Below are 20082 nucleotides of genomic sequence, written 5' to 3'. Positions count from 1 at the left end.
TGTTTAGTTTCCACTAGGGCGTCGATTGCGACTTTCGTCATGCAACAAACGTCTTGCATCGACGCGGCATGCCTCAACCAACATTTCAAACGATTGATGGTGAAGGAAATGGTTCTGTTGCAAATTGAAGAAAAACGACAACAAATGATTGAATTGGCGCTCACGTATGGGTTCACGGCCAAAGAGACGATCGAATGCAGCCAAGAGCTTGACCAATTGATCAACCAATATTTGCAGCAAACGAGGATTTTTGAATCGCCTTCCCCGTCCGTTCAGTAAGCGGGGGTTTTTATTGCCCCGGCCGGCGGCGAAACGGCGGCCGCGTTCCGTATGTCCCCCACCTCCACATCCACTCAACCGGGCCATAATGAAAACGCGCAAACCAAAAGCGGCTTATCCACACTTGAGTTGCATACAAGGCAAACGCAATCAACATCTCCTGCCATGCGCTTGTGCGTCCGTACCACCCAAGCCCATAACCGTAAAACAGCGACGTGCAAACGAGCGATTGCGCGAGGTAATGGGTGAGCGACATTTTCCCGACGTCTTGCCACCACCGCCAAGCGCGCTGCCAACTTGGTTTCCCGCAGATAAACACGGCTGCCGCCGCGTAGAACACCGCCAAAGCGGCGCCTCCGAAGCTGTCTTGGATGTACATTGTCAAGTCGTTGGCCGCAGCCCAATACGGAATTGTTTTCAGTGCTAAACCAAAACATAGCGCCCACCTCATCAGGCGGCGCAGCTTCGCAGGCGAGTGACGGTCGGGTTCAAGCCAACGTTTGCAAGAGGCATAGCCGCCGAGGAAACAAAAGGGCAATACGGTCAACACCGTAAACAGCAGCCCGCCATCGCTGTTGACATAGGCCCAGTCATGCCAACGTTGCCAAAACACATCACCAAACGTTCCGCTTTGATAATGACGAACCGCTGCGGCCGCCTCAGCCTCGTGGCCGCCAACTGGTTTCGTTCCTCCTGTCCACATGCTGAGGGCCATTAGCAGCACCATAAGGCCGTGAAAAAGAAGAAAGACAGCGACAGCCGCCGTCCGCCACCAATGCGGCGGGGCGGCGAACAAGAAAAACATGATGAATCCGGCGACCGCATAGGGGATTAAAATATCGCCAAACCAAAGGCCAAACGCATGAGCCATGCCGATCCCAAGCAAAAGAAAGAAGCGGCGCAACAGAATCGGAATCGGCCGCTTTCCGCGGCTGCTGATCCGGCGGAACATGGTCATCGCCCCGAACCCGAATAAAAACGCAAACAACGGATAGGCGCTCGCTTCAAACAACACATCCACGACGGCAACGAAAACTCGGTCAAAATCACTGCCCTTGACGCCGTCGTCGTATAACGCCGGCGAGGAAAAATAACGCATGTTGACAAGCAAAATGCCGAGCAAGGCGAATCCACGCAACACATCCGCTGCGGCGATTCGCTCGGTCGATCTGATCATCGCTTTCTCCCTTCTTTCTACCGCCTAGCCGTCTGCGCAATCGGCGACGCCTTACGACCTTGCCGGCACGCCCGCCGCCTTATCCATTTCATTCGATGCGCTCTCCTCTGCCCGTCTGAAGGCGCATGCCTGTATCATCAGTTGACATAGCGGCCCGATTTTCCAATTGCATCCCAATATTGGCGGCGCAAGTGTACTTTCTGAATTTTTCCGGAGGCTGTTTTCGGCAGCTCATCCACAAACGTTACACCCGTGATCGCTTTGAAGTGGGCCAATTTTTCCCGCGAAAAGGCGATCAGCTCCTCTTCGCTCACCGTATGCCCGGGTCGAACGACGACGAACGCATGCGGCGTTTCCCCCCATTTTTCATGCGGCACGGCGATGACGGCCGCTTCAAGCACAGCCGGATGCTCATAAAGCGCTCCTTCGACTTCAATCGACGAAATATTTTCCCCTCCGCTAATAATAATATCCTTTTTCCGGTCGACGATATCAATATGCCCGTATTCATCGACGGTCGCCATATCGCCGGTATACAGCCAGCCGTCGCGGATCGTTGCGGCGGTCGCTTCTTCGTTTTTCCAATATCCTTTCATGACGCCATGGCTGCGGACAATCACCTCACCGATCGCCCGTCCATTCTTCGGCACTTCCTCTCCATTCTCGTCGACGACTTTCACCTCGCAGCCGATCATCGGATAGCCGGCTTTCGCTTTCAGCCGCTGCTTTTGTTCGGCAGGCAGTCCGTCAAGCTGTGGACGAATGAGCGAAATCGTGCTGAGCGGAGACGATTCGGTCATGCCGTACACCTGGATAAACTCCCAGCCGAGCTTTTCCTCAACGCGTGCGACAAACGCCGGCGGCGGCGCAGAACCGGCGATGACGACCCGCACGCCTTCCGGGACATCTGGTTGATATTGCTCATAATATTGCAGCAACATATTGAGCACAGTCGGAGCCATATGCATAACCGTCACCTGATGTTCCTTGACAAGATCAAAAATGACTTTCGGATCGACTTTACGCAAACCGATTTGCGTTGCCCCGTTGGCGGTGTAATAAAGAAAAAGAGGGCCGTCCCAAAAGTCGTAAAATGACTTTTGAAGTCAGCCCTCTTTCTTGGATAGTCCACTCCATTGCGCCAAAAAAGAACCTGGTTTCTTCTTTTTTCCAAAAACGAACGCTAGGGGAGTCGTCTCGACAATAGCTAGTTATTTCCTTTCACCCCGGCGTCCAAGACATCCGGATCGACCGTATTCGTGACGCTGCAAAACGTATTCGTTTGCAAGAAATCGCCAGTATTGCCGCCGCCGGCACCTGAGTTTGACTTCGTGGTGCTTTTCGGAGCGATTTGCAGCACATCGCCCATGTTGACAGTGCCATTGCCGCTTACGTTCGTCACTTTGATCCCACCAATGACGATTGCTGGCATCCCCTTTCCCCTTCCTTTCTGCCCGTTCCCTTTCTTTATCATACGCGGGAGTTGCTTTCCTCAATTGGACTCTCACCCCGCATTGAACCGTTTTTTCTCCGTTTTCATACAATAACGATAGCGACACGACGAAAAAGGAGGGGGCTCTTCATGCCTTCATTTATCAGCGGTCCAATTAAAATCACCCATGTCAGCGGCGACGGCACGGTGAATTTCGGCGACGTCTTGCAAATCACACCAAAGAGCACGTTGAAATCCAATACCGGCTCAGGCGGCGGCAACAACGGGGACTTCCTGCAGACGAATACGTTCGTCAGCTTTACAAACACCGGCGATCCGGATGTGTTCGACTCAAATAATGCCGCCAACAATTAAAGCGAACGTTTCGCAGCTTGCGCCCATACACTAGTATCAACGAAGAAAACAAGGAAGGGAGCATGCCCACATGCCGGCTTTTGTCGGAGTCGTCAAACTGAACAGCATCGGAAGCAGCGGCGTGTTCCATATTGGCGATGTGTTTGCGATTTCCCCGCAAAGCGTGACGAAAACGTTCGCTGGCGCCGGTTCGTTTAACACCGGCGACGGGCTTCATATCTATAACTATTACAGCAATACCAATACGAATGACGCCGATGTCGCCGATGAAAATGTCGTCGGAAACGTTTGAAGGAGGAGAAGGAGGGTGCACGTTTACATCAGCCAAAGCATCTGCATCCACCAGTTGCGGATCGGCTCGGTCACCAATTCATCTGTTTTGCAAATCGGCAGCGCCGGAAGCATTCAAGCGCTCTCAACGCTTGCCAACACCGGCGGATTCACCGGTCCGGCCCCACAGGCGACCGTGCCGCCCGGTGCATCCGCTCCTCTCGTTCCTCTCCATTCAGCCACCCGCTAAATTCAGCGAAAAAAGTGATGAGAGCGAAAGGCCGTCCATATATTGAAGTAAGAGGGCTCTTTGGAGAGGATGATGGTGCACAATGAGCATTTACGAGTATTTCGTCAAGCTGCACCGCTATTTATTATGGCAAACAAAAAAAATACGGGATCTGGAACGCCGTCTCCACGCACTCGAAGCCCGGCTTCGGGAAATGGAGGCTCAGCCGCGCACATCGATCGAACGAATTGAATATAAATTTGACCAGCTCAAAGTGGAAACGCTCGAAGGAACGCTAAACATCGGGATCGCTCCGCCCGGAGCCGGCGGTACAATTGAAGACTTTGCCGTCGAACCGGTCAAAACCGTAATTCCAAAGCCGGAACCGGTGCTGTTGCGCCCGATTCAAGAAAAAGTGGCCGCCTATCTCAACGGGGAAGCGTCGGAAACGTTAAAACGCCTTGAGCAGCAATACGGCCGCCGCCTCGACGATACGTACCGCCAGTTCATTTTGCAAGACATCGCCCGGCAAACAGACGAACGCATCCGCTTCTATTTGCAAGAGAAAGCCAACCATGGCTACGTTCCGTCCGGCGACCGCGATGAAGCAGTCGAAAATGAAATTTTTCAAAAAGTGAAAGCCGATATCGAACAATCGCTCGATGCGTTTTTGAAACATTTGCCTTCAAAGGAGGGATAGACGTGAATTATACAGTGATCAATCGTCATCTGCATGTTGGCGACATCCGCCTCGTGGCCGTCGCCAGTGCCTCGCTGTTTTTAATCGGCGACGCCGATGCGATTCACTTGTCATCAGCGTTTGACACACCGCCTGAATCACTTATCATCGGCCCGTTCGTCCCGCTTGTGCCGGCCCGAGGGGATACGCCGTGAAACGAACGTCAGTAGTGCAGGCATTTCATGCGGAAACGCTGATCATTGGCTCCGTACTGCAAATCGGCGACTCAGAGCGAATTTCCGCCCGCACGCGCTCCTTTGCCGTTCAGCGGCAATATGAACTGTTTTTTGGCCCAGAAGGAGAACAAATATTCCCTGTTTTTGCGAAGCCGATCCCGCGCTGGATTTCTCCACCGCCGGCAGCCGCACGCCAAACGCTCCATGAGTCCCCGGTCATTTCCGTTCAGTCTGTGCGCGTGCTCGCCATTTCTTCGTCCGCCATCGTCCATATCGGCTCGACCTCGACAGCGGAGGCAGAGGCAAGAATTAAACATATCCGCCAGCTGGCCGGCTCTGAGTCGAGCGCGCCAACAAGAGGGAGGGATTTATAATGCCTTCGTTTGTCGGCCCGATTAAAATCAACAACGTCAGCAGCGGAGCTGTCGTCCAAATGGGCGACTGTCTGTACATCGCGCCGAAAGTCGCCACGAAAACGCAAGCCGGATCCGGCGGGTTCAACACCGGCGATTTTGTGATGACGAACAACGCGATCAGCTTTACAAACGCGTTTGATCCAGATGTATCCGACCAAAACGTGGCCGCCAACAACTGAACGTTGCAGAAAACGAATCCCCTCACCTTTCACTTGCCAACATCAACCTTATCAGCCGAACGCTGCCGAAACCAAAAAGAGAAGGTGTCCCAAAAGGATCCGGACACCTTTGCTTATTTACCTCTATATCTAAAAAACCATACATTGTGCTTGATCGAAAGGAAACCAACCTTTTGCGACCGCATCTCTCCATTATTCCCCTAAAGCCCGTTCAGCTCAACGAGCTATCCATTTACAGATCAGCGAGCGAGAAAGCCCGCTCCTTGAGGGGTGGGATGAAAGCGAGCCGTTTTCTTCATATTATTGAATGATGATGAAAAAAGCGGTATCATGTAATCGTCGCAAGGAGGTGAATCCATGCCGACCATCACACTAAGGCTGGAGCTGCACAACCCAACGAAAGTGAAACAGGGCATGTATGAACGGATGACAGAAGTGAATACCGCGTTTGCCAATTGGCTGTTGAATCATCCCGAGCTGAATCAAGCGACGAGCAAACTATTTAAAGAGTTTTCGTCGCAGCGGTTTCCTTCCGCTGTCGTGAATCAGACGATTCGAGAAGTGAAGTCCCAAAAGAAAAACCAGAAAACAAAGAAGTTTCGAACATTATGGTGTTGCTTTAACAATCAAAACGTGAAGGTGGAAAAGAAAGGAGAGTTCTACACCGTTTCATTCCCAACATTAGAGAAGCGAGTCGGTGTGCCGGTGGTCACGCGTCCCTATCAAGAAGCATGGCTGAATCGGCTGCTTCATGGAACCGCCAAACAAGGAGCAGCCAAGCTCTACAAAAAGAGAAAGAAATGGTACTTGGCTGTTGCGATCACATTTGAAGTGGAGCCGCGGCACGAAACAAAGGTGATGGGCGTTGACGTTGGGCTTCGCTATATCGCTGTGGCCAGCGTGGGAACGAAATCGTGGTTTTTCAAAGGGAACCAATGCGCCTTTGTACGCCGACGATATGCGGCTTTGCGAAGGAGATTAGGAAAAGCCAAGAAGCTCCATATGATTCGCAAAATCGGCCGTAAAGAGTCCCGCTGGATGAAGGATCAAAATCACAAAATCAGCCGTCAAATCGTGAATTTTGCGCTCGCCAACGGTGTTGGCGTGATTCGGATGGAAGAGTTGACGGGGATTCGCAAGCGGGCAACATCGGCCAAAGAAGCGGGGCGAAGCCTTCATGCTTGGGCGTTTCATCAACTGCAAACGATGATTGCCTATAAGGCGGAAATGGCGGGCATTCGCGTTGAGTGGGTGAATCCAACCTACACGAGCCAAACGTGTAAATGTGGTTATCGAGAGAAAGCGAACCGAAACGGCATCCGCTTTCGATGCCAAAGGTGTGGATACACTCTCCACGCCGACTTGAATGGCGCCATCAACATCGCCAAAGCGATTTCGGGCTTCGCCGTCTAACCTAGCGCACTGGTCACAGGTGCGCCGCCCATGGGGGTACATCCTAACCCGATGGGATGGGGTGATGACACACCCCTGAACTTGGGCGTTGTCCGAACCAGAAATGGATGAGGACGTGAGCGACCCAAGAATCCCACGCCTTTAGGCGTGCGGAGTGTCAAATCATTTCCAGCCAGTTTAGGCGTGCGGAGTGTCAAATCATTTCCAGCCAGACGCGCGTGCCACGTCCGGACGGTTCAGCCGGTTCGACGATGAGCCGTCGCGGCAGACGGTTGCGAATTTCTTGAACATGACTGATGACGCCGACCGCTAGTTGCTCGGTATGTAGCTTTTCCAAGGCGGAAATGACCGTCTCAAGCAGCTCAGCGTCGAGGGTGCCAAACCCTTCGTCCAAGAAGAAAAAGCGGAGCGGATACTCGCCGCGCAGCTGAATTTGCGCCGATAACGCCAACGCCAACGACAGTGACGTCAAAAATGTCTCCCCACCCGAGAGCGTCGATACCGGCCGTCTGACGCCGCCATTGGCATCATCGCGGATCAGAAACCCGCCTTGCGAATCCAATTCGAGCGAATACCGGTGCCGTGTCAGCCGCTGCAGCCGTTCCGAAGCCATGGCGGTTACTTGCTCGAGCTGCTCTTCAGCCATAAATTCGACAAAGCTGTTGCCGCGAAGCAGCGCCTGCAGCTGTTTATACCGCTCGATGCGCCGGCTGAGCTCCGCCTGCTTCTCCTCCAGTTCAACAAAGCGGCTATGTTTTTTTCTCAACTCTTCTACCTTCGCTTGAGCTGCCCCAAGCTGCTGCGTCATCGCCTCCACTTGCTCCTTCAACTCGGCGTATACACGCTGCATCGTCTCCCATTGTTCAGCGCTCACCGCCGCCCCCCCGATGGCGGCGGCCAGCTGGGCGAGGCGATGTTCGGCTTGCTCGATTTGGCGCCAATAGCGGCGGATTGCCTCATCCCATTCATCTCGCTGCGCTTTTTCCGCCTTCGCTTGCTTGACTTGTTCGGCATCGGCAAACATGGTGTCCAAAAGCGCGCCGCGCCAGCGAGCGAGCGCCTCTTCTTCGCGGCGGACGCCTTCTTCCCACGCCTGCTTGGCTGCTTTTGTTTCGCTTTCAAGCATTTGATATTCCCGCTGGGCTCGCTGCCAAGCCTCATACGCCTGTTGCTCGCCGTTTTGCAGCTGGCGCCATTCGTCCTCCGCCTTCTGAAGCTGCACGGCCGCAGGACCTTCCCCCGCCTTCTCGCCCCGTTGCCGCTCATATTCGTTCCATTGCTGCTGTTTGGCGCTAATCAGCGAGTCAAGACGCACCCGCTCCGTCTCAAGCCGGCTCCGCTCTTTGGCCGCTTCCTCTTTCGCCCGCTGTTTTTCCTCTAAAAACAGCACGCTGTCCTCCAGCCGCTTTTGCACGTCGCGCCGCACGTTTTCCCGTTCACACAGCTGTTCATACACCGCATCGATCGTCTCAAGCGAAAGGAAAGGATACATCTGCCGCCATTGCTGTTCAAGTTGCCGCCGCTCTTCCTCCAGCCGCTGCTTTTCAACTTGCAGCGCTTCGATGTCCGCCGCTATCCATTGGCACGCTTTCTCCGCTTCGCGCCGCGCTGACTCGGCTTCATTCCATTGGGCAAGCACCCGGTAGACCGCTTCTTTCAATTCAATGACATCTTGCGCAAGCGCCCGCACTTCCACAGTGAGGTCGACGGCCTCCTCCACCGAGCGGCTTTCGGCAAACACAGGCGGCGCTTCATGGCCTACCGCCAGCTCGGCAAGCTGCTCGAGCTGCGCCTTGAACGAAATGATCGTTTGCCAATCTTGTTCATACCGCTGCCGCTCTGCCTCAAGCTCGGACAGACGCTCAAGTTGGACATCGTGCGGTGCGGCGGCCGGATGCGGATGCTCGCGCGATCCGCACACTGGACACGGCTCGCCGGGACGGAGCCGCTCAGCCAAGGCGGAGGCGAGTTGCGCCGTCCGCGCTTCTTCGGCTCGCTGTCGCTCCGCCTCCATGGTTTTCTGCAAAGTATACAATTGTTTTTCAGCATCCTGCTGCCGCCAGCAGACGAAACGATACGTCCGCTCCACACGCCGGAACAGCTCTTGAAGCCGGGAGCCGACAGCGGCTGATCGGCGTTCCCGCTCCAACTTTTCCTCTTTCGCCCGACGCCAAACGGCCTCCTTTTGCTGAAGTTGGGCATCGACGCGAGCGATGGCTGACGCCGCTTGCTCAATATGCTGCTTCTGCCTGTACGCCCGCTCTGCCTCATCTTTTCCATCCAGCGCCTCTTCATGCTGTTTCAGTTCTTCTTTCAACTCCCGCTGCCGCTTCGCGCCGCGCTCATACCAGACCGACGCCTCTTCAAACCGGCGTGCAGCTGCCTTCTCCTGGGCAATGAGTCGCTTCCTCTCTTCACTAAGAGCTGCGAGCTCCTGTCCAAGCACTTCCATTTGCTGCTCAAGCTGCGCCGCCTGCCGCAGCCGTTCCATCTGGACGAGCAATTCCGGTTCGCGCTGCGCCTTTTCTTGGCGCGCCCGTTCATAACGCCGCGCCGCTTCTTCATAGCTCAATTGGGCTTCCTCTAACCGACGCGCCAGTCCTTCATACCGACGAAACGCCTCTGCCCGCAAGCGACATGCCTGCTCGCACTGCTCCCAATACGGCCATATGCGCTCTGCTTGCTCGGCGCGCTCCTTTTTCGCCTCAAGCTCGCGGATGACGGATTCATGTTGGCGCAGCGCGGCGAGCTCTTGTTCGACCGCTTCTTTTTCTTGCTGCCACGCCCATCGTTGTTTTGTTCGTTCCACATCTGCTTCGACTTCCTCAAGCTCTTTTTTTCGCTTGGCAAACAGCCCCGCGAGCTCCCGCACATCCGCCTCTGCCTGCTCGAGCGCTGCTTTTGAAGCATCGCCGAGCCCCGCTTTTTCCGCTTCGATTTTTTCCCATTCTTGCCGAGCGGCGGCAAGCCGGTCTTTCAACTTTTTATTCAACTGATCGCCATACCGCTCAAGATGGAAGAGGCGCTGCAGCATTTGCCGCCGCTCCGACCCTTTGAGCGATAAAAACTCGGCAAATTTTCCTTGCGGCAAGACGACCGCCCGGGTGAAATCCTCCATCGTCAAGCCGAGCAATTGCTCGATCGCCTTGTCCACCTCCGATAGTTTATCGGCGAGCACGACCGGCTCGGACCGATGCTCGATCAGGCGGCAAACGGCGCTGCGCGTCCGCCATTCGTCCACTTTTTTTAAGCTTCGTTCGACTGTATATCGTTTCGCTCCTGCCGCATTTTCCAGCTCAAACGTAAATGAGACAAACAACTCTTGCTCCGCGTGGTTGATGATCGCCTGCGTGCGGTTGGCCGCCCGCTCGACGCTGCCGAACAAGGCGAGCGTCATGGCGTCTAAAATCGTTGATTTGCCGCTTCCAGTCGGCCCGAAAATGCCGAACACACCGCCCTCACACAGTGCGGTGAAATCAATCGTCTGCTTTTCACGAAAGCTATGAAGCCCGGCGATCGTCAGCGAGATCGGCTTCATTCTCCCTCCCCTTCCTTCTCTTCTTCCGCCGCCAGCTCCAAAAAGAGGCGGACAAGCTCTTCATCCGGCGTTTGTCCCCCAGTCTGACGTTCGTAAAAGCGGTGAAACATTTCTTCAAGTGAAAGCGGCTCGCGGCTCATTTCCATCATCTCTTCCACCCGATTGGGAAGCACCGGGCGAATGTGGACAAATCCGGGATGAAGCTTACGCAGCCGATCAATTTCTTCCATTGTCAACGACTCGGTCACATGGATCTCCAAATCGATCCAGCTTGATCGGTCTCTTCCTTCCTCACACCAGCGGTATACTTGAGCGAGCCCCTCTGTCGCCTTCCAACGGATGAGCGGTTTGCCGGCAGCGAGCGGTATCTCCGCCACCTTGGCCGCCCCGCCTGGATGCACGTCAACGACCGTGACCGATTTGGTTTGACCGGCTTCGGAAAAGCTGTACGCCAACGGCGAGCCGGAATAGCGCGCGGCCGTCTTTGCCTGCTTGACATCCTGCGGCCGGTGCAGATGGCCAAGCGCCACATATTGCGCGGCTTTCGGCAAGCTCTCAGCCGCCACCGTATAAGCGCCGCCGACTTCAATCGGCCGCTCGGAATCGGACGTACGTCCGCCAGCAACGTAAAGATGGCTCATCGCGATATTGACGGTCTCCGCCGTGAACGAGGCGGCCATCGCCGCTAATAGGGCGCGGATGCGGTCATCGTACCGATCGCGCATCGTCGTCTCCTTACAGTCGGATGACAACAGCTCGGCGAGGCGCGATTCGGACGGATAGGCCAACGGAGCAAGCATCATCGTTTCGCCGCACGATGGAACGTCAATCCGGCAAACAGCCGCTTGCGGGCGGCCGAAAAGAAAAATGTTGTGCGCACACATCAACGTCCGGGCAGCGCTGATCCGGTCGGGGTGGTCGTGGTTGCCGCTGATGACTGCCACCGGGCGGCGTCCTTTGTCGGACAGGCGGGCGAGGCTTTCATAAAACAGTTGTTCCGCAGCCGCCGGCGGATTGACGGAGTCGAATACGTCGCCGGCCACAAGGATGATGTCGATTTGTTCTTTCTTGACAATCTCCACAAGCTCATCAACAAATGCCTCTTGCTCGGCCATCCGACTCCGCCCCTCGAGCGTTCTCCCAAAATGCCAGTCCGCGGTATGCAAAATCCGCATTCTCTCTTTCCCCCCTTGCATCACTCAACAGCCACAACAAACCCGCCGTCAAACGAATACAAATAGCATTCCGCCACCGGCGCACGCCAAATTTGCTCGATGGCCCGCCGGTACAAGCGCATTTGCGTCCCGTAGCGGCCGAGCAGAAAACGAGCCGCTTCTTCCTTTTGCCCAGCAAAACGGTGGACGACTTCATCCGTTTTATAGTCAATCATCACATAGCCGCATTCGTCGACAAACACGCAGTCGATCACCCCTTGCACGAGGACGCGCCGGCCGCTTTCCGTCCCTTCTCCGCCGTACAGTTCAGCCGCTTTAAGCCCCAAGCTGAACGGCACTTCACGGTGCACTTCGCGGGCGGCGCAAAGGCGGCGGCCAAGATCTGCAGTGAAAAAGGCAGCGATGGCCGCTGGATCGACCACCTCTGCTTGTTCTGCCGACAGCAGCTCTTTTTCGACAAGGCGGACGATCTGACTGCGGATCGACGATTCATCAAGCGGCGCCTGCAAATCAAGATGGCGCATGACGATATGGAGCGCCGTCCCTTTTTCGGCCGGCGTCAATGTTTTCTCCTGCATGAAACGCGGTCGAGAAAACACCGGAGCCGTCCCTTGTCGCGGCCGCCATTCGTCCGCTTGCTCGCCAAAGAGCACGCGATGTTCTTTCAGTTCTGACACCGATTGCTTGGCGCGCACGGCCGTTTCTTTCTCATACGAATACCGCCACAACAAGCGGCGTTTGACCTCCTTCCGCCACCCTCCTTCTACGGGAACGGGTCGTCCTTGTTCGAGGGCAAAAAGCACGCCGCCATCCATCTCCTCCCTCGCAGCCTCTGCGCCGCGCAAATCGGCGGCCGGCACGATGGAGACACGCCATACAGACGGGTGGGAGGCGACCTCTTCAGGCGCCTTCATTCCCGCAAGCGCCCCCCCATCACGATGACGGATGAGCGCCCGGCCGATCCAATCCAAGTAGGAGCGGGCCGAAGCCCGCACATCGTCGGGGAGAAGCCAGCCGCGTTCCGAAGCAGCGCTTTTCCATTTTTCAATCTCCTTGGCCGCATCGTTGACCGACGCCAACAAATACAGCTTCTCTTTTGCCCTTGTGAGCGCGACATACAAAATGCGCATCTCCTCAGCGAGCAGTTCAAGCCGCTTTTTCGTTTGGATGGCCAACAGCGGCAGCGTGGGATAACTGATGCGCAGCCGCGGGTGGACAAAGCGGGCGGCAAAACCCAGCTCTTTATCAAGCAAATACGGGTGATGCAAATCGCGCGTATGAAACGAACGCGCAAGCCCGGCGAGAAACACGATCGGAAATTCCAATCCTTTGCTGCTGTGAATCGTCATGATGCGCACGACGTCTTCCTGCTCGCCGAGCGGCCGGGCCGCCCCTAAATCGTCGCCGCGCTCTTGCAGCCGCTCGATGAAGCGAAGAAAGCGAAACAAGCCGCGAAACGACGTCGACTCGTACTGCCGCGCGCGGTCGTACAAAGCGCGCAAGTTCGCCTGCCGTTGCCTGCCGCCCGGCAGTGCGCCGACAAAATCGTAAAATTGCGTATCGCGGTACAGCAGCCAAATGAGATCAGCTAATGAGCGGCGGCGCGCCATCGTACGCCAGCCCTCGAGCCGCTCTAAGAACGCCGCCGCTTTCCTTTGGGCGTTGGCCTCCTCTTTTGTTTCCGCCGGCTTTTGCCGAAACGAACAGAGCGCTTCATAAAACGTGCCTTTTGGATCGGCGAGGCGAATCATGGCGAGCTCATTCTCGTCAAAACGAAAGAGCGGCGACCGGAGCACCGCGGCGAGCGGAATGTCTTGGTACGGGTTGTCGATCACTTTTAACAGTGAGAGCATGATCGAAATTTCCGTCGCCTGAAAATAGCCGGATGACAAATCCGCGGCCGCCGGGATGCCTTGCGCCTGCAGCTGCTCGATCATCTGCGGCGCATGCGTCATCGAGCGGACAAGGATGACGATGTCACGGTACATGGCGCGCCGCGGCTGCCCGCTCGGACGATCGTATACATAAAACGGAGCGGAAACGATCTCTTTGATTTTTTTCGCCATCAGCCGCGCCTCGAGCTCCGCCGCTTCCCATTCAGCCGCTTCCTCTTCGTCCTCTTCCGCCGCACGCTGCCGGTTGATGATCATGACTTCCGGCGCCGCATCCTCCCCTTCCGGGTAATCAGCGCCGTATTTCAACTGCGCCGCTTCGTCGTAAACCATTTCGCCGACGGTTTCCCCCATGAGTTGCGCAAACAGAAAATTCGTCCCGTCAAGCACTTCGCGGCGGCTGCGGAAGTTGCTCGCAAGATCGATTTTCATCCCCCCTTCTTCTCCGTCTGCGGTGAATCGTTTGTATTTGTCCAGAAACAGCATCGGCTCGGCAAGGCGGAATCGGTAAATCGACTGTTTCACGTCGCCGACCATAAACAAATTGCCTGTTCGTTCGCTCCCTTTTTTCACCAGCTGCAAAATCGCTTCTTGAACGAGGTTCGTATCTTGATACTCGTCAACAAGCACTTCATCAAACTGCGCCTGGTATTCCAAGGCGGCGGGGGAAGGCTGCCATTCGCCCGTTTCCGGATCGCGCCGCCGCAAAATATGCAAACAATAATGTTCCAAGTCAGAAAAATCAACGATTCCTTTTTCCCGTTTCGCCGCTTGGAACATGACGGCAAAACGGCGGACAAGGTTAGCGATCGTTTCAACGATCGGCTTCATTTCCCGCATATGGCGGAGCCAAACGGATGGATCGAGCGAAAACACATTGTCGCGCAGCGCCTCCACTTTCTTTTTCGCCTGATCACGCAACGATTTGGCTTCGTCGATCAGCCGCTCGTCATAGTCCTTGCCGCGGCAGGCCGGCAGCCGCCCAAACGACAGCGCCTTTAGCGCGCGATGCAGCTCGGCCCACGGTCCAGAAAGACGCGTTTCCAAATCAGCGATCATATCTCGATCTTCGCGCAGCCGATCCGCGTACGGACGCGGTCCGCCCGGCTCTTCAGCAAGCTCAAGCGCCCTTCGGATCAGCCGTCTGGCCGCCGCCAGCTCCATCGCAGCATGTTGCGCGATATAGCGGGCTGCTGGCAGCGTCTTTATATCTGTTCGTTCATCGACATCATACATCGAGGTCAAACCGGCCAACCATTCATCTGGTTCCGGATGGGAGCGGGAAAATTCATAAAGGGCGACAATCATCTCCTGCAGCTCCGCATCGCTCCGGTCGCCCGTATAGGCATCCACGACAGCGAAAAACCGCTCGTTGTCCGGCTTTCCATATTCCTCCTCAAGCAGCTCTTCAAGGACATCCTCTTTCAACAGCTCGATTTCCGTTTCATCCGCGATGCGAAACGACGGATCCAAATCAAGCAAATAGTAATATTTGCGAATGACATCCAAGCAAAAGGAATGGAGCGTCGAGATCGCGGCGCGGGGAAGCAGGCTGAGTTGACGTCGCAAATGGAGCGAATGCGGACGCTTGGCCAATTCCCGCTCGAGCGCCTCGCCGATTCTTGCTTTCATCTCCGCGGCTGCCGCATTGGTAAAGGTAACGACAAGCAGCCGATCGATATCGACCGCTCCTTCTTCCGCCGTCACTTTTTGAATGATCCGCTCGACAAGAACGGCCGTTTTCCCGGATCCGGCCGCCGCGGCGACAAGAATGTCTCGGCCGCCCGCGGCGATCGCCTTCCATTGTTCATCCGTCCATCGGCTCCCAGCCGGCTTCGGGCGAATCGTGGCGTTCATTTATCCTTCCTTCCCTTCCGCTAGTTTTTCGATGACCGCTTCCTTCGTTTGCGGGGCAAGCTTCCGGTATTCGTTGCCGGAGAGTGCCTCATCAAATTGGCAGACCGGTTTGAAAACGCAAAACTCGCACGCTGTTTTATCTTTCAACTTGTACGGGGCGATCGACACGACGCCGTCGGCGATTTGCCCGCCGATGTCGATGAACAAACGGCGGACATGCTGGCGGAGCGCGGCAAAGTCGGATGGACTCGCCACCGACGAACGCGAATGGATCGACCCGCTTTTCGTAAGCTGAGCGGGCACAATCAGCGACCATTGTCCGTCTTCCGTTCGGCCGTCCATCAACCGGATCGCCTCGACGTCAGCGAGCAACAGCCCGCGCATCCGAAACGGTTCAAGCAACTTTTTCGCCATTTCCACCTCATCATCCACCCATTGCTTCGCTTGAACGATCGGATTGTGGATGTGAAAATAAAGCACCCCGGCTGGCAAGGCCGGCTGTCCGACGAGCTGTTCGGCATACGTCAGCACGATGTCCAGGTAGGTGAGCATTTGCAGCGCCAAGCCGTAATATACTTCCGTCAAATCGAGCGTTTTCGCGCTCGATTTGTAATCGATAATGCGAAGAAGCACTCCTTGGCTGCTTTCCGCCTTATCGACGCGGTCGATCCGCCCAACAAGCTCCATCACTGTTCCGTCGGGCAGTCGAAACCGAAGCGGCGGCAGGTCGCCATTGGGGCCGAATGACAGCTCAAGTCCGATCGGAACGAAACCGCTCGCCCGCGCATGCTCACTTAACACATGGGTTGTACGGGCAACGACGTGTTTCAATTTTCGTTTCATATATTCATAGCGATGAGAGCTTGAGAGCACTTGCTGCTGGATGAGCGGGGCGATTCGCTCGACCGCTTCGGCCGACAGCCGTTCACAGTCTGGTCTTGACAGTTCGCGCCAATCAAGATGCTGTTCGCGCAGCCGGTCGGCGATTTGCTTGATGGCGGCATGGAACAATTGCCCAACATCCGGCGCCTCAAGTCGGAAAACGTTGCGCTCTTTCAACCGCAGCCCGTGCGATGCGAAATGGGCGTACGGGCATTTTTGAAACTGCTCCATGCGCGAGACGCTCGCCTGAATTTTTTTGCCGTACAGCCGCTGGCTCCACTGTTTTTTGAGCGGCGTCGCTCCGTTTGTATAAAAGAGCGCGGAGACGGCATGCCGCACCTGCTCCTTCCAGTCCCGATGGCCGATGAACGTGTTATACACATCCCACCAAAGCGGATCGATGCCGTAGTTGCGCTTCCACGCTCGGAGCTGGCTGATCAAATACGTTTGCGTCGCCCGCGGCGCGGTCACGAACGCCTCTGCTTTTTCTGCCGGGGCGTCGAACGGGTCGTTGCCGCACAGATGCACCGGCGCATGCGGAAACAGTTCCGTAAGCTGCTTGATGAGCGGCGACGGCATCAACGCTTTCCCTTCCCCATCAGCAAGCGGATATGTAACATACAGCCGCCGGCTCGGACAAACAAGTGCCAAGTAGACAAAAAACGGGTCATAAAACAGCTGCTCCCGCCCCCCTGGGGCGAGCGCCACCCCCAACTCACGCAGCTGCTCGCGCTCCACTTCCGCCATCAGCCCGTCTTCCTTCACTTTTGCTGGAATAACGCCATCGTTGGCGCCGATGACGAACGCATACTTGATGTCAATTAAACGAGAGCGATCAAGCTGAGCGACGATCACCTGGTCCATCGCCGGCGGCACAAGGGAGAACTCCAACCGATCGAGCCCAGCCTCGATAATCTTGACAAACTCAGCGAGCGGCAGTGATTCTGTCCCGAGCATTTCTACATATTGGTCAAGCAAATCGACGACGGCGTTCCACGCCTGTTCATGCTGGCGCGCTTCAACGAGGCGGCCGTCCGCTTCCGCTTGTGCGCTCATTTTCTCTAGTTTTTTTGGAATCTGCAATTCTTCCAAAAACAGATATAATGCCATACAAAACCCGCGTCCGTCCTCCGCCCGGCGCAGACGGCGCTCCAACCGGCGAAGCGGAGCGGCCAACGCCTCGCGCCATTCATTGAGCATGTCCTCAAACTGCCGCTCTTCGTCCGTTTGTGGTACGTTCAAACCGTCAAGCGCCTGATAGCGCCGATACGCCCAGCGCTCATTGTTTGTCCACTTATCCCCTTTGATTCCGTAAGCAAGCACATAGTTTTCGAGCTTGTCGGCCGCCTCGCGCCACATGTGCAGATCGCCGTCCGTTGGAAAAAGCAAATCCGTTTTCACCGCCCGAAACACCGCTTCATATCGCCAACGCGTCACGACCGTCTCTAAGGCAGCGCGCACGAGTTCAATGAGCGGGTGGTGGTGCATCGGTTCTTTTTCATCCATAAAATACGGGATCCCAAAATCAAAAAACACCGTTTTCACCAGATCGCGGTACGCCTCCGTCTGGCGGATGATCAGCGCAATGTCGCGATAGCGCGCCCCTTCATCGCGGACAAGGCGGATGATTTCGCGTGCGACCGCTTCGATTTCCGCTCGGCGATTGGACGCCTCATAAAGATGGACGGCATCGGTCTTTGCACCATATGGAAGCAACGGGCGTCGGTGAAATTGCGCCTCAAGATGAACGAGCGCCCTGTCTTCATGGCGTCGGTTGGCCGAAAGCACGATCGGCTCTTCGATCGCAATGTCATTGCTTAGCGCCAACTCCCTCAGCTGGCGGTACGTTTGCGCCGGCAAATAAAAGAGATGAAGTTCGTCCGGCATTCCGTCGTCATACGGGCGGTCGATCGTCAAACAAACGGTGACGCGCCGGCAATGGCGAAGAAGCTGTTCGATGATCATATATTCTTGCGGCGCGAAATGATGAAAGCCGTCGATGTAAATATCGGCATCCCGCAAATAACTTGAGCGCGGAATATGCTCAGCGAGCAAGCGCAAATAATCTTCCGAATCAAGATAGTGGCCGATAAGACTCCGCTCAAGTTCCTCATACACAAGCGCGACATCGCTCAACTTGTCAGCGAGCAAGCGGCGGCCCGGCTGGCTTGGCCCATCCTCGAACGCCTTGGCATGTCGGCGGAGTTCGCCCGGCGTCAGGCAATACCGTTTGCATTCGGTGATCATTTCGTTCAGCTGCTCGATAAACCCATGTTTGTCCGCCGCGCGGCCAAACAGTTTCAGCTCTTGTTTGCGTTGCTCAATAATTTTGCGGATCATCATCTGCACACCAACATCATGAATATGGTACCGGGTCATGCCGCCTGTTTCCTGCAACACGCGCCAAGCGAGACGGGTGAAGCTGAACACTTGGGCGCGAATCATCCCGCCCACTCCCTCGGTATGTATCAACGCGTATTCGCATTGAAATGTCATTTGCTCCGGAACGAGATAGACGATCGCCCTTCCTTTTGGATCCTCTTGCAACTGGCGGCGAATTTCTTCGAGGCAGACAGCCGTTTTCCCACTTCCTGACCGTCCGAGCAAAAACCGCAGCGACATTGTATCCACCACCATTCGTTTCCTTTATTTGTTTTATTTTAGCACGTATGTTCGCTTTTGGGAAGAAAAAACGCCCTTCGGCTGCGGGTTATATAGAGGCAATCTGAAACGTTAACGTTTGTTTCTTTTTGTAGAGCCAGCCGACATGTCAGCGACTGTCGGACGACTGAACAACCTCGCTTCACTTCGTTATAGAAGCGGAAGACTCCTTTCGAGATTAAGGTTAAAACTGAAAGGCGAACTGTTTAAACGGCCAGTAGCGAAAGTCCACCTTGCCGACAATTTGGTTGATTTTGACAAATCCAAAATGGCGGCTGTCCCAGCTGCTAAGCCGGTTGTCGCCAAGAACGAAAATGCAGCCGGGAGGCACCCGTGTTTTCCCGGTCACCTCCTCAAGCGTAAAATCCCCGGTCAGCCTGCCGTCAAGCAGCTTTTGTTTATACGGGCGCAAATACGGTTCGTCAACTTTTTTTCCGTTGACATACAAGATGTCATTTTTGTACGCGATCCGATCGCCAGGCAGGCCGATAACCCGCTTGACGTAATCTTCCTTTTTGTTGGCGTGAAAAACGATAATGTCGAACCGGCGAATAGGCCCGATGTCGTAGGAAAGCTTATTGACGATCAACAAATTGCCGCTCTCTAGCGTCGGCATCATCGATTTTCCTTCCACCACGTAATTGCTGAACACGAACAACCGAAGCGTGGCGACAACGCAAACGGCAACAAACCATGGCCATCGGCGGCCTCGTTTTTCTTTTTGCTTCGTCACTCCCCGCCCTCCTCGCCGCCTTGTTCTTCCGTCAACGAAAATCGCGCTTCCACCCGTTTTCCGGCGTACCAAAGCAACAGAACGACTGCGGCGATCATCGCCGTGCGCAGCGGCTGACGGATGAGCGCCTTCAAGTCATAGCCGATAAAACTGATGGTAAACACCATGATCATCTTTCCTAGCAGCACCGCCAATACAAACTGCTGGCGGCTGATGCGCGACAGTCCGGCAACAATATTGACAAGCGCCGATGGGGTGAACGGAAAGCAATACAACAAAAACAGCGGACCAAATCCGTGTCGCTCAATCCAATGCATAAACTGCCGCACTTTCGGGTGGCGGCGGACAAAGTGAAAAAAACGCTTCTGCCCCACTTTCCGCGTCAGCCAAAACACGATGAGCGAGCCAAGTGAAGCGCCTAGCCAAGAGATCAGAAACCCTTTCCATAGTCCAAACGCCGCTGCGTTCGCCATCACGAAGACGAACATGGGCAAAATGGGAAAAAACGACTCAAGCAACGTCGCTGCGATGCCGGGAAGCACGCCGAAAGAGCGGTATTGTTCGAGCAGGGAAAGGATGCTGTCGAGCGTGAACCATTGTTTGATTGTTTCCATATCCATGTCTATTCCCCATTCAAATGCCGTTTATATCTTTATTTT

The 20082-nt window shown here is 55.3% G+C and carries 17 protein-coding genes and 1 pseudogene; 9 read left to right on the top strand and 9 right to left on the bottom strand.

Annotation, left to right across the window (positions count from 1 at the left end):
* The first annotated feature begins 96 nt into the window (after positions 1-96).
* Complete coding sequence (locus tag GT3570_RS03345) at positions 97-279, top strand: aspartyl-phosphate phosphatase Spo0E family protein (protein ID WP_013523088.1); 183 nt, start codon at positions 97-99, stop codon at positions 277-279.
* Positions 280-289: 10 nt separating this feature from the next.
* On the opposite strand, the gene GT3570_RS03340 is transcribed toward GT3570_RS03345, so the two are convergent.
* From GT3570_RS03340 to GT3570_RS03330, 3 genes and pseudogenes are all read right to left on the bottom strand, one after another.
* A complete protein-coding gene (locus tag GT3570_RS03340) occupies positions 290-1456 on the bottom strand; it encodes a DUF418 domain-containing protein (protein WP_062898437.1) in 1167 nt (388 codons plus the stop codon).
* A 137-nt stretch (positions 1457-1593) separates the two neighbouring features.
* Positions 1594-2520 (bottom strand): annotated as a pseudogene (locus GT3570_RS03335) (AMP-binding protein); the annotation flags it as partial.
* A 143-nt stretch (positions 2521-2663) separates the two neighbouring features.
* Positions 2664-2888 (bottom strand): spore germination protein, encoded by a 225-nt coding sequence (locus tag GT3570_RS03330; RefSeq protein WP_011230195.1) that lies wholly within the window; start codon positions 2886-2888, stop codon positions 2664-2666.
* Positions 2889-3038: 150 nt separating this feature from the next.
* On the opposite strand from GT3570_RS03330, the gene GT3570_RS03325 reads away from it, so the two are divergent.
* From GT3570_RS03325 to GT3570_RS03295, 8 genes are all read left to right on the top strand, one after another.
* Positions 3039-3263 (top strand): spore germination protein, encoded by a 225-nt coding sequence (locus GT3570_RS03325; RefSeq protein WP_011230194.1) that lies wholly within the window; start codon positions 3039-3041, stop codon positions 3261-3263.
* A gap of 70 nt (positions 3264-3333) precedes the next feature.
* Complete coding sequence (locus GT3570_RS03320) at positions 3334-3555, top strand: spore germination protein (RefSeq protein WP_011230193.1); 222 nt, start codon at positions 3334-3336, stop codon at positions 3553-3555.
* Between the two features lie 15 nt (positions 3556-3570).
* On the top strand, positions 3571-3783 hold the full coding sequence (locus GT3570_RS17730) for a spore germination protein GerPB (RefSeq protein ID WP_013146201.1): 213 nt from the start codon (positions 3571-3573) through the stop codon (positions 3781-3783).
* Between the two features lie 82 nt (positions 3784-3865).
* Complete coding sequence (gerPC, locus tag GT3570_RS03315; RefSeq protein ID WP_015374057.1) at positions 3866-4462, top strand: spore germination protein GerPC; 597 nt, start codon at positions 3866-3868, stop codon at positions 4460-4462.
* 2 nt (positions 4463-4464) lie between these two features.
* Entirely contained in the window at positions 4465-4656 is a 192-nt protein-coding gene (locus tag GT3570_RS03310) for a hypothetical protein (RefSeq protein ID WP_013146202.1), read from the top strand.
* Entirely contained in the window at positions 4653-5051 is a 399-nt protein-coding gene (locus tag GT3570_RS03305; RefSeq protein WP_014195025.1) for a spore germination protein GerPE, read from the top strand. The genes GT3570_RS03310 and GT3570_RS03305 overlap by 4 nt, the downstream gene beginning before the upstream one ends.
* Entirely contained in the window at positions 5051-5272 is a 222-nt protein-coding gene (locus GT3570_RS03300) for a spore germination protein (protein WP_011230188.1), read from the top strand. The genes GT3570_RS03305 and GT3570_RS03300 overlap by 1 nt, the downstream gene beginning before the upstream one ends.
* Positions 5273-5629: 357 nt before the next feature.
* On the top strand, positions 5630-6685 hold the full coding sequence (locus GT3570_RS03295) for an RNA-guided endonuclease TnpB family protein (protein ID WP_062898436.1): 1056 nt from the start codon (positions 5630-5632) through the stop codon (positions 6683-6685).
* 193 nt (positions 6686-6878) lie between these two features.
* On the opposite strand, the gene GT3570_RS03290 is transcribed toward GT3570_RS03295, so the two are convergent.
* From GT3570_RS03290 to GT3570_RS03265, 6 genes are all read right to left on the bottom strand, one after another.
* A complete protein-coding gene (locus tag GT3570_RS03290) occupies positions 6879-10223 on the bottom strand; it encodes an SbcC/MukB-like Walker B domain-containing protein (RefSeq protein WP_062898435.1) in 3345 nt (1114 codons plus the stop codon).
* On the bottom strand, positions 10220-11398 hold the full coding sequence (locus GT3570_RS03285; protein ID WP_062898434.1) for an exonuclease SbcCD subunit D: 1179 nt from the start codon (positions 11396-11398) through the stop codon (positions 10220-10222). Before GT3570_RS03285 ends, GT3570_RS03290 begins: the two co-directional genes overlap by 4 nt.
* 20 nt (positions 11399-11418) lie before the next feature.
* Complete coding sequence (gene addA / locus GT3570_RS03280) at positions 11419-15147, bottom strand: helicase-exonuclease AddAB subunit AddA (protein WP_062898433.1); 3729 nt, start codon at positions 15145-15147, stop codon at positions 11419-11421.
* Positions 15148-18651: a helicase-exonuclease AddAB subunit AddB gene (addB, locus tag GT3570_RS03275; protein WP_286365221.1), complete on the bottom strand. Its 3504-nt coding sequence runs from the start codon at positions 18649-18651 to the stop codon at positions 15148-15150.
* 223 nt (positions 18652-18874) lie between these two features.
* Entirely contained in the window at positions 18875-19423 is a 549-nt protein-coding gene (gene lepB, locus GT3570_RS03270) for a signal peptidase I (protein ID WP_011230183.1), read from the bottom strand.
* Positions 19420-20043 (bottom strand): TVP38/TMEM64 family protein, encoded by a 624-nt coding sequence (locus GT3570_RS03265; protein ID WP_013146210.1) that lies wholly within the window; start codon positions 20041-20043, stop codon positions 19420-19422. The genes lepB and GT3570_RS03265 overlap by 4 nt, the downstream gene beginning before the upstream one ends.
* Positions 20044-20082: the final 39 nt, after the last annotated feature.

This window comes from Geobacillus thermoleovorans, assembly GCF_001610955.1.
Lineage (GTDB): Bacteria > Bacillota > Bacilli > Bacillales > Anoxybacillaceae > Geobacillus > Geobacillus thermoleovorans.
The sequence above is the reverse complement of the archived record's forward strand: the minus strand, read 5'-3'. Positions and strand labels throughout refer to the sequence as shown.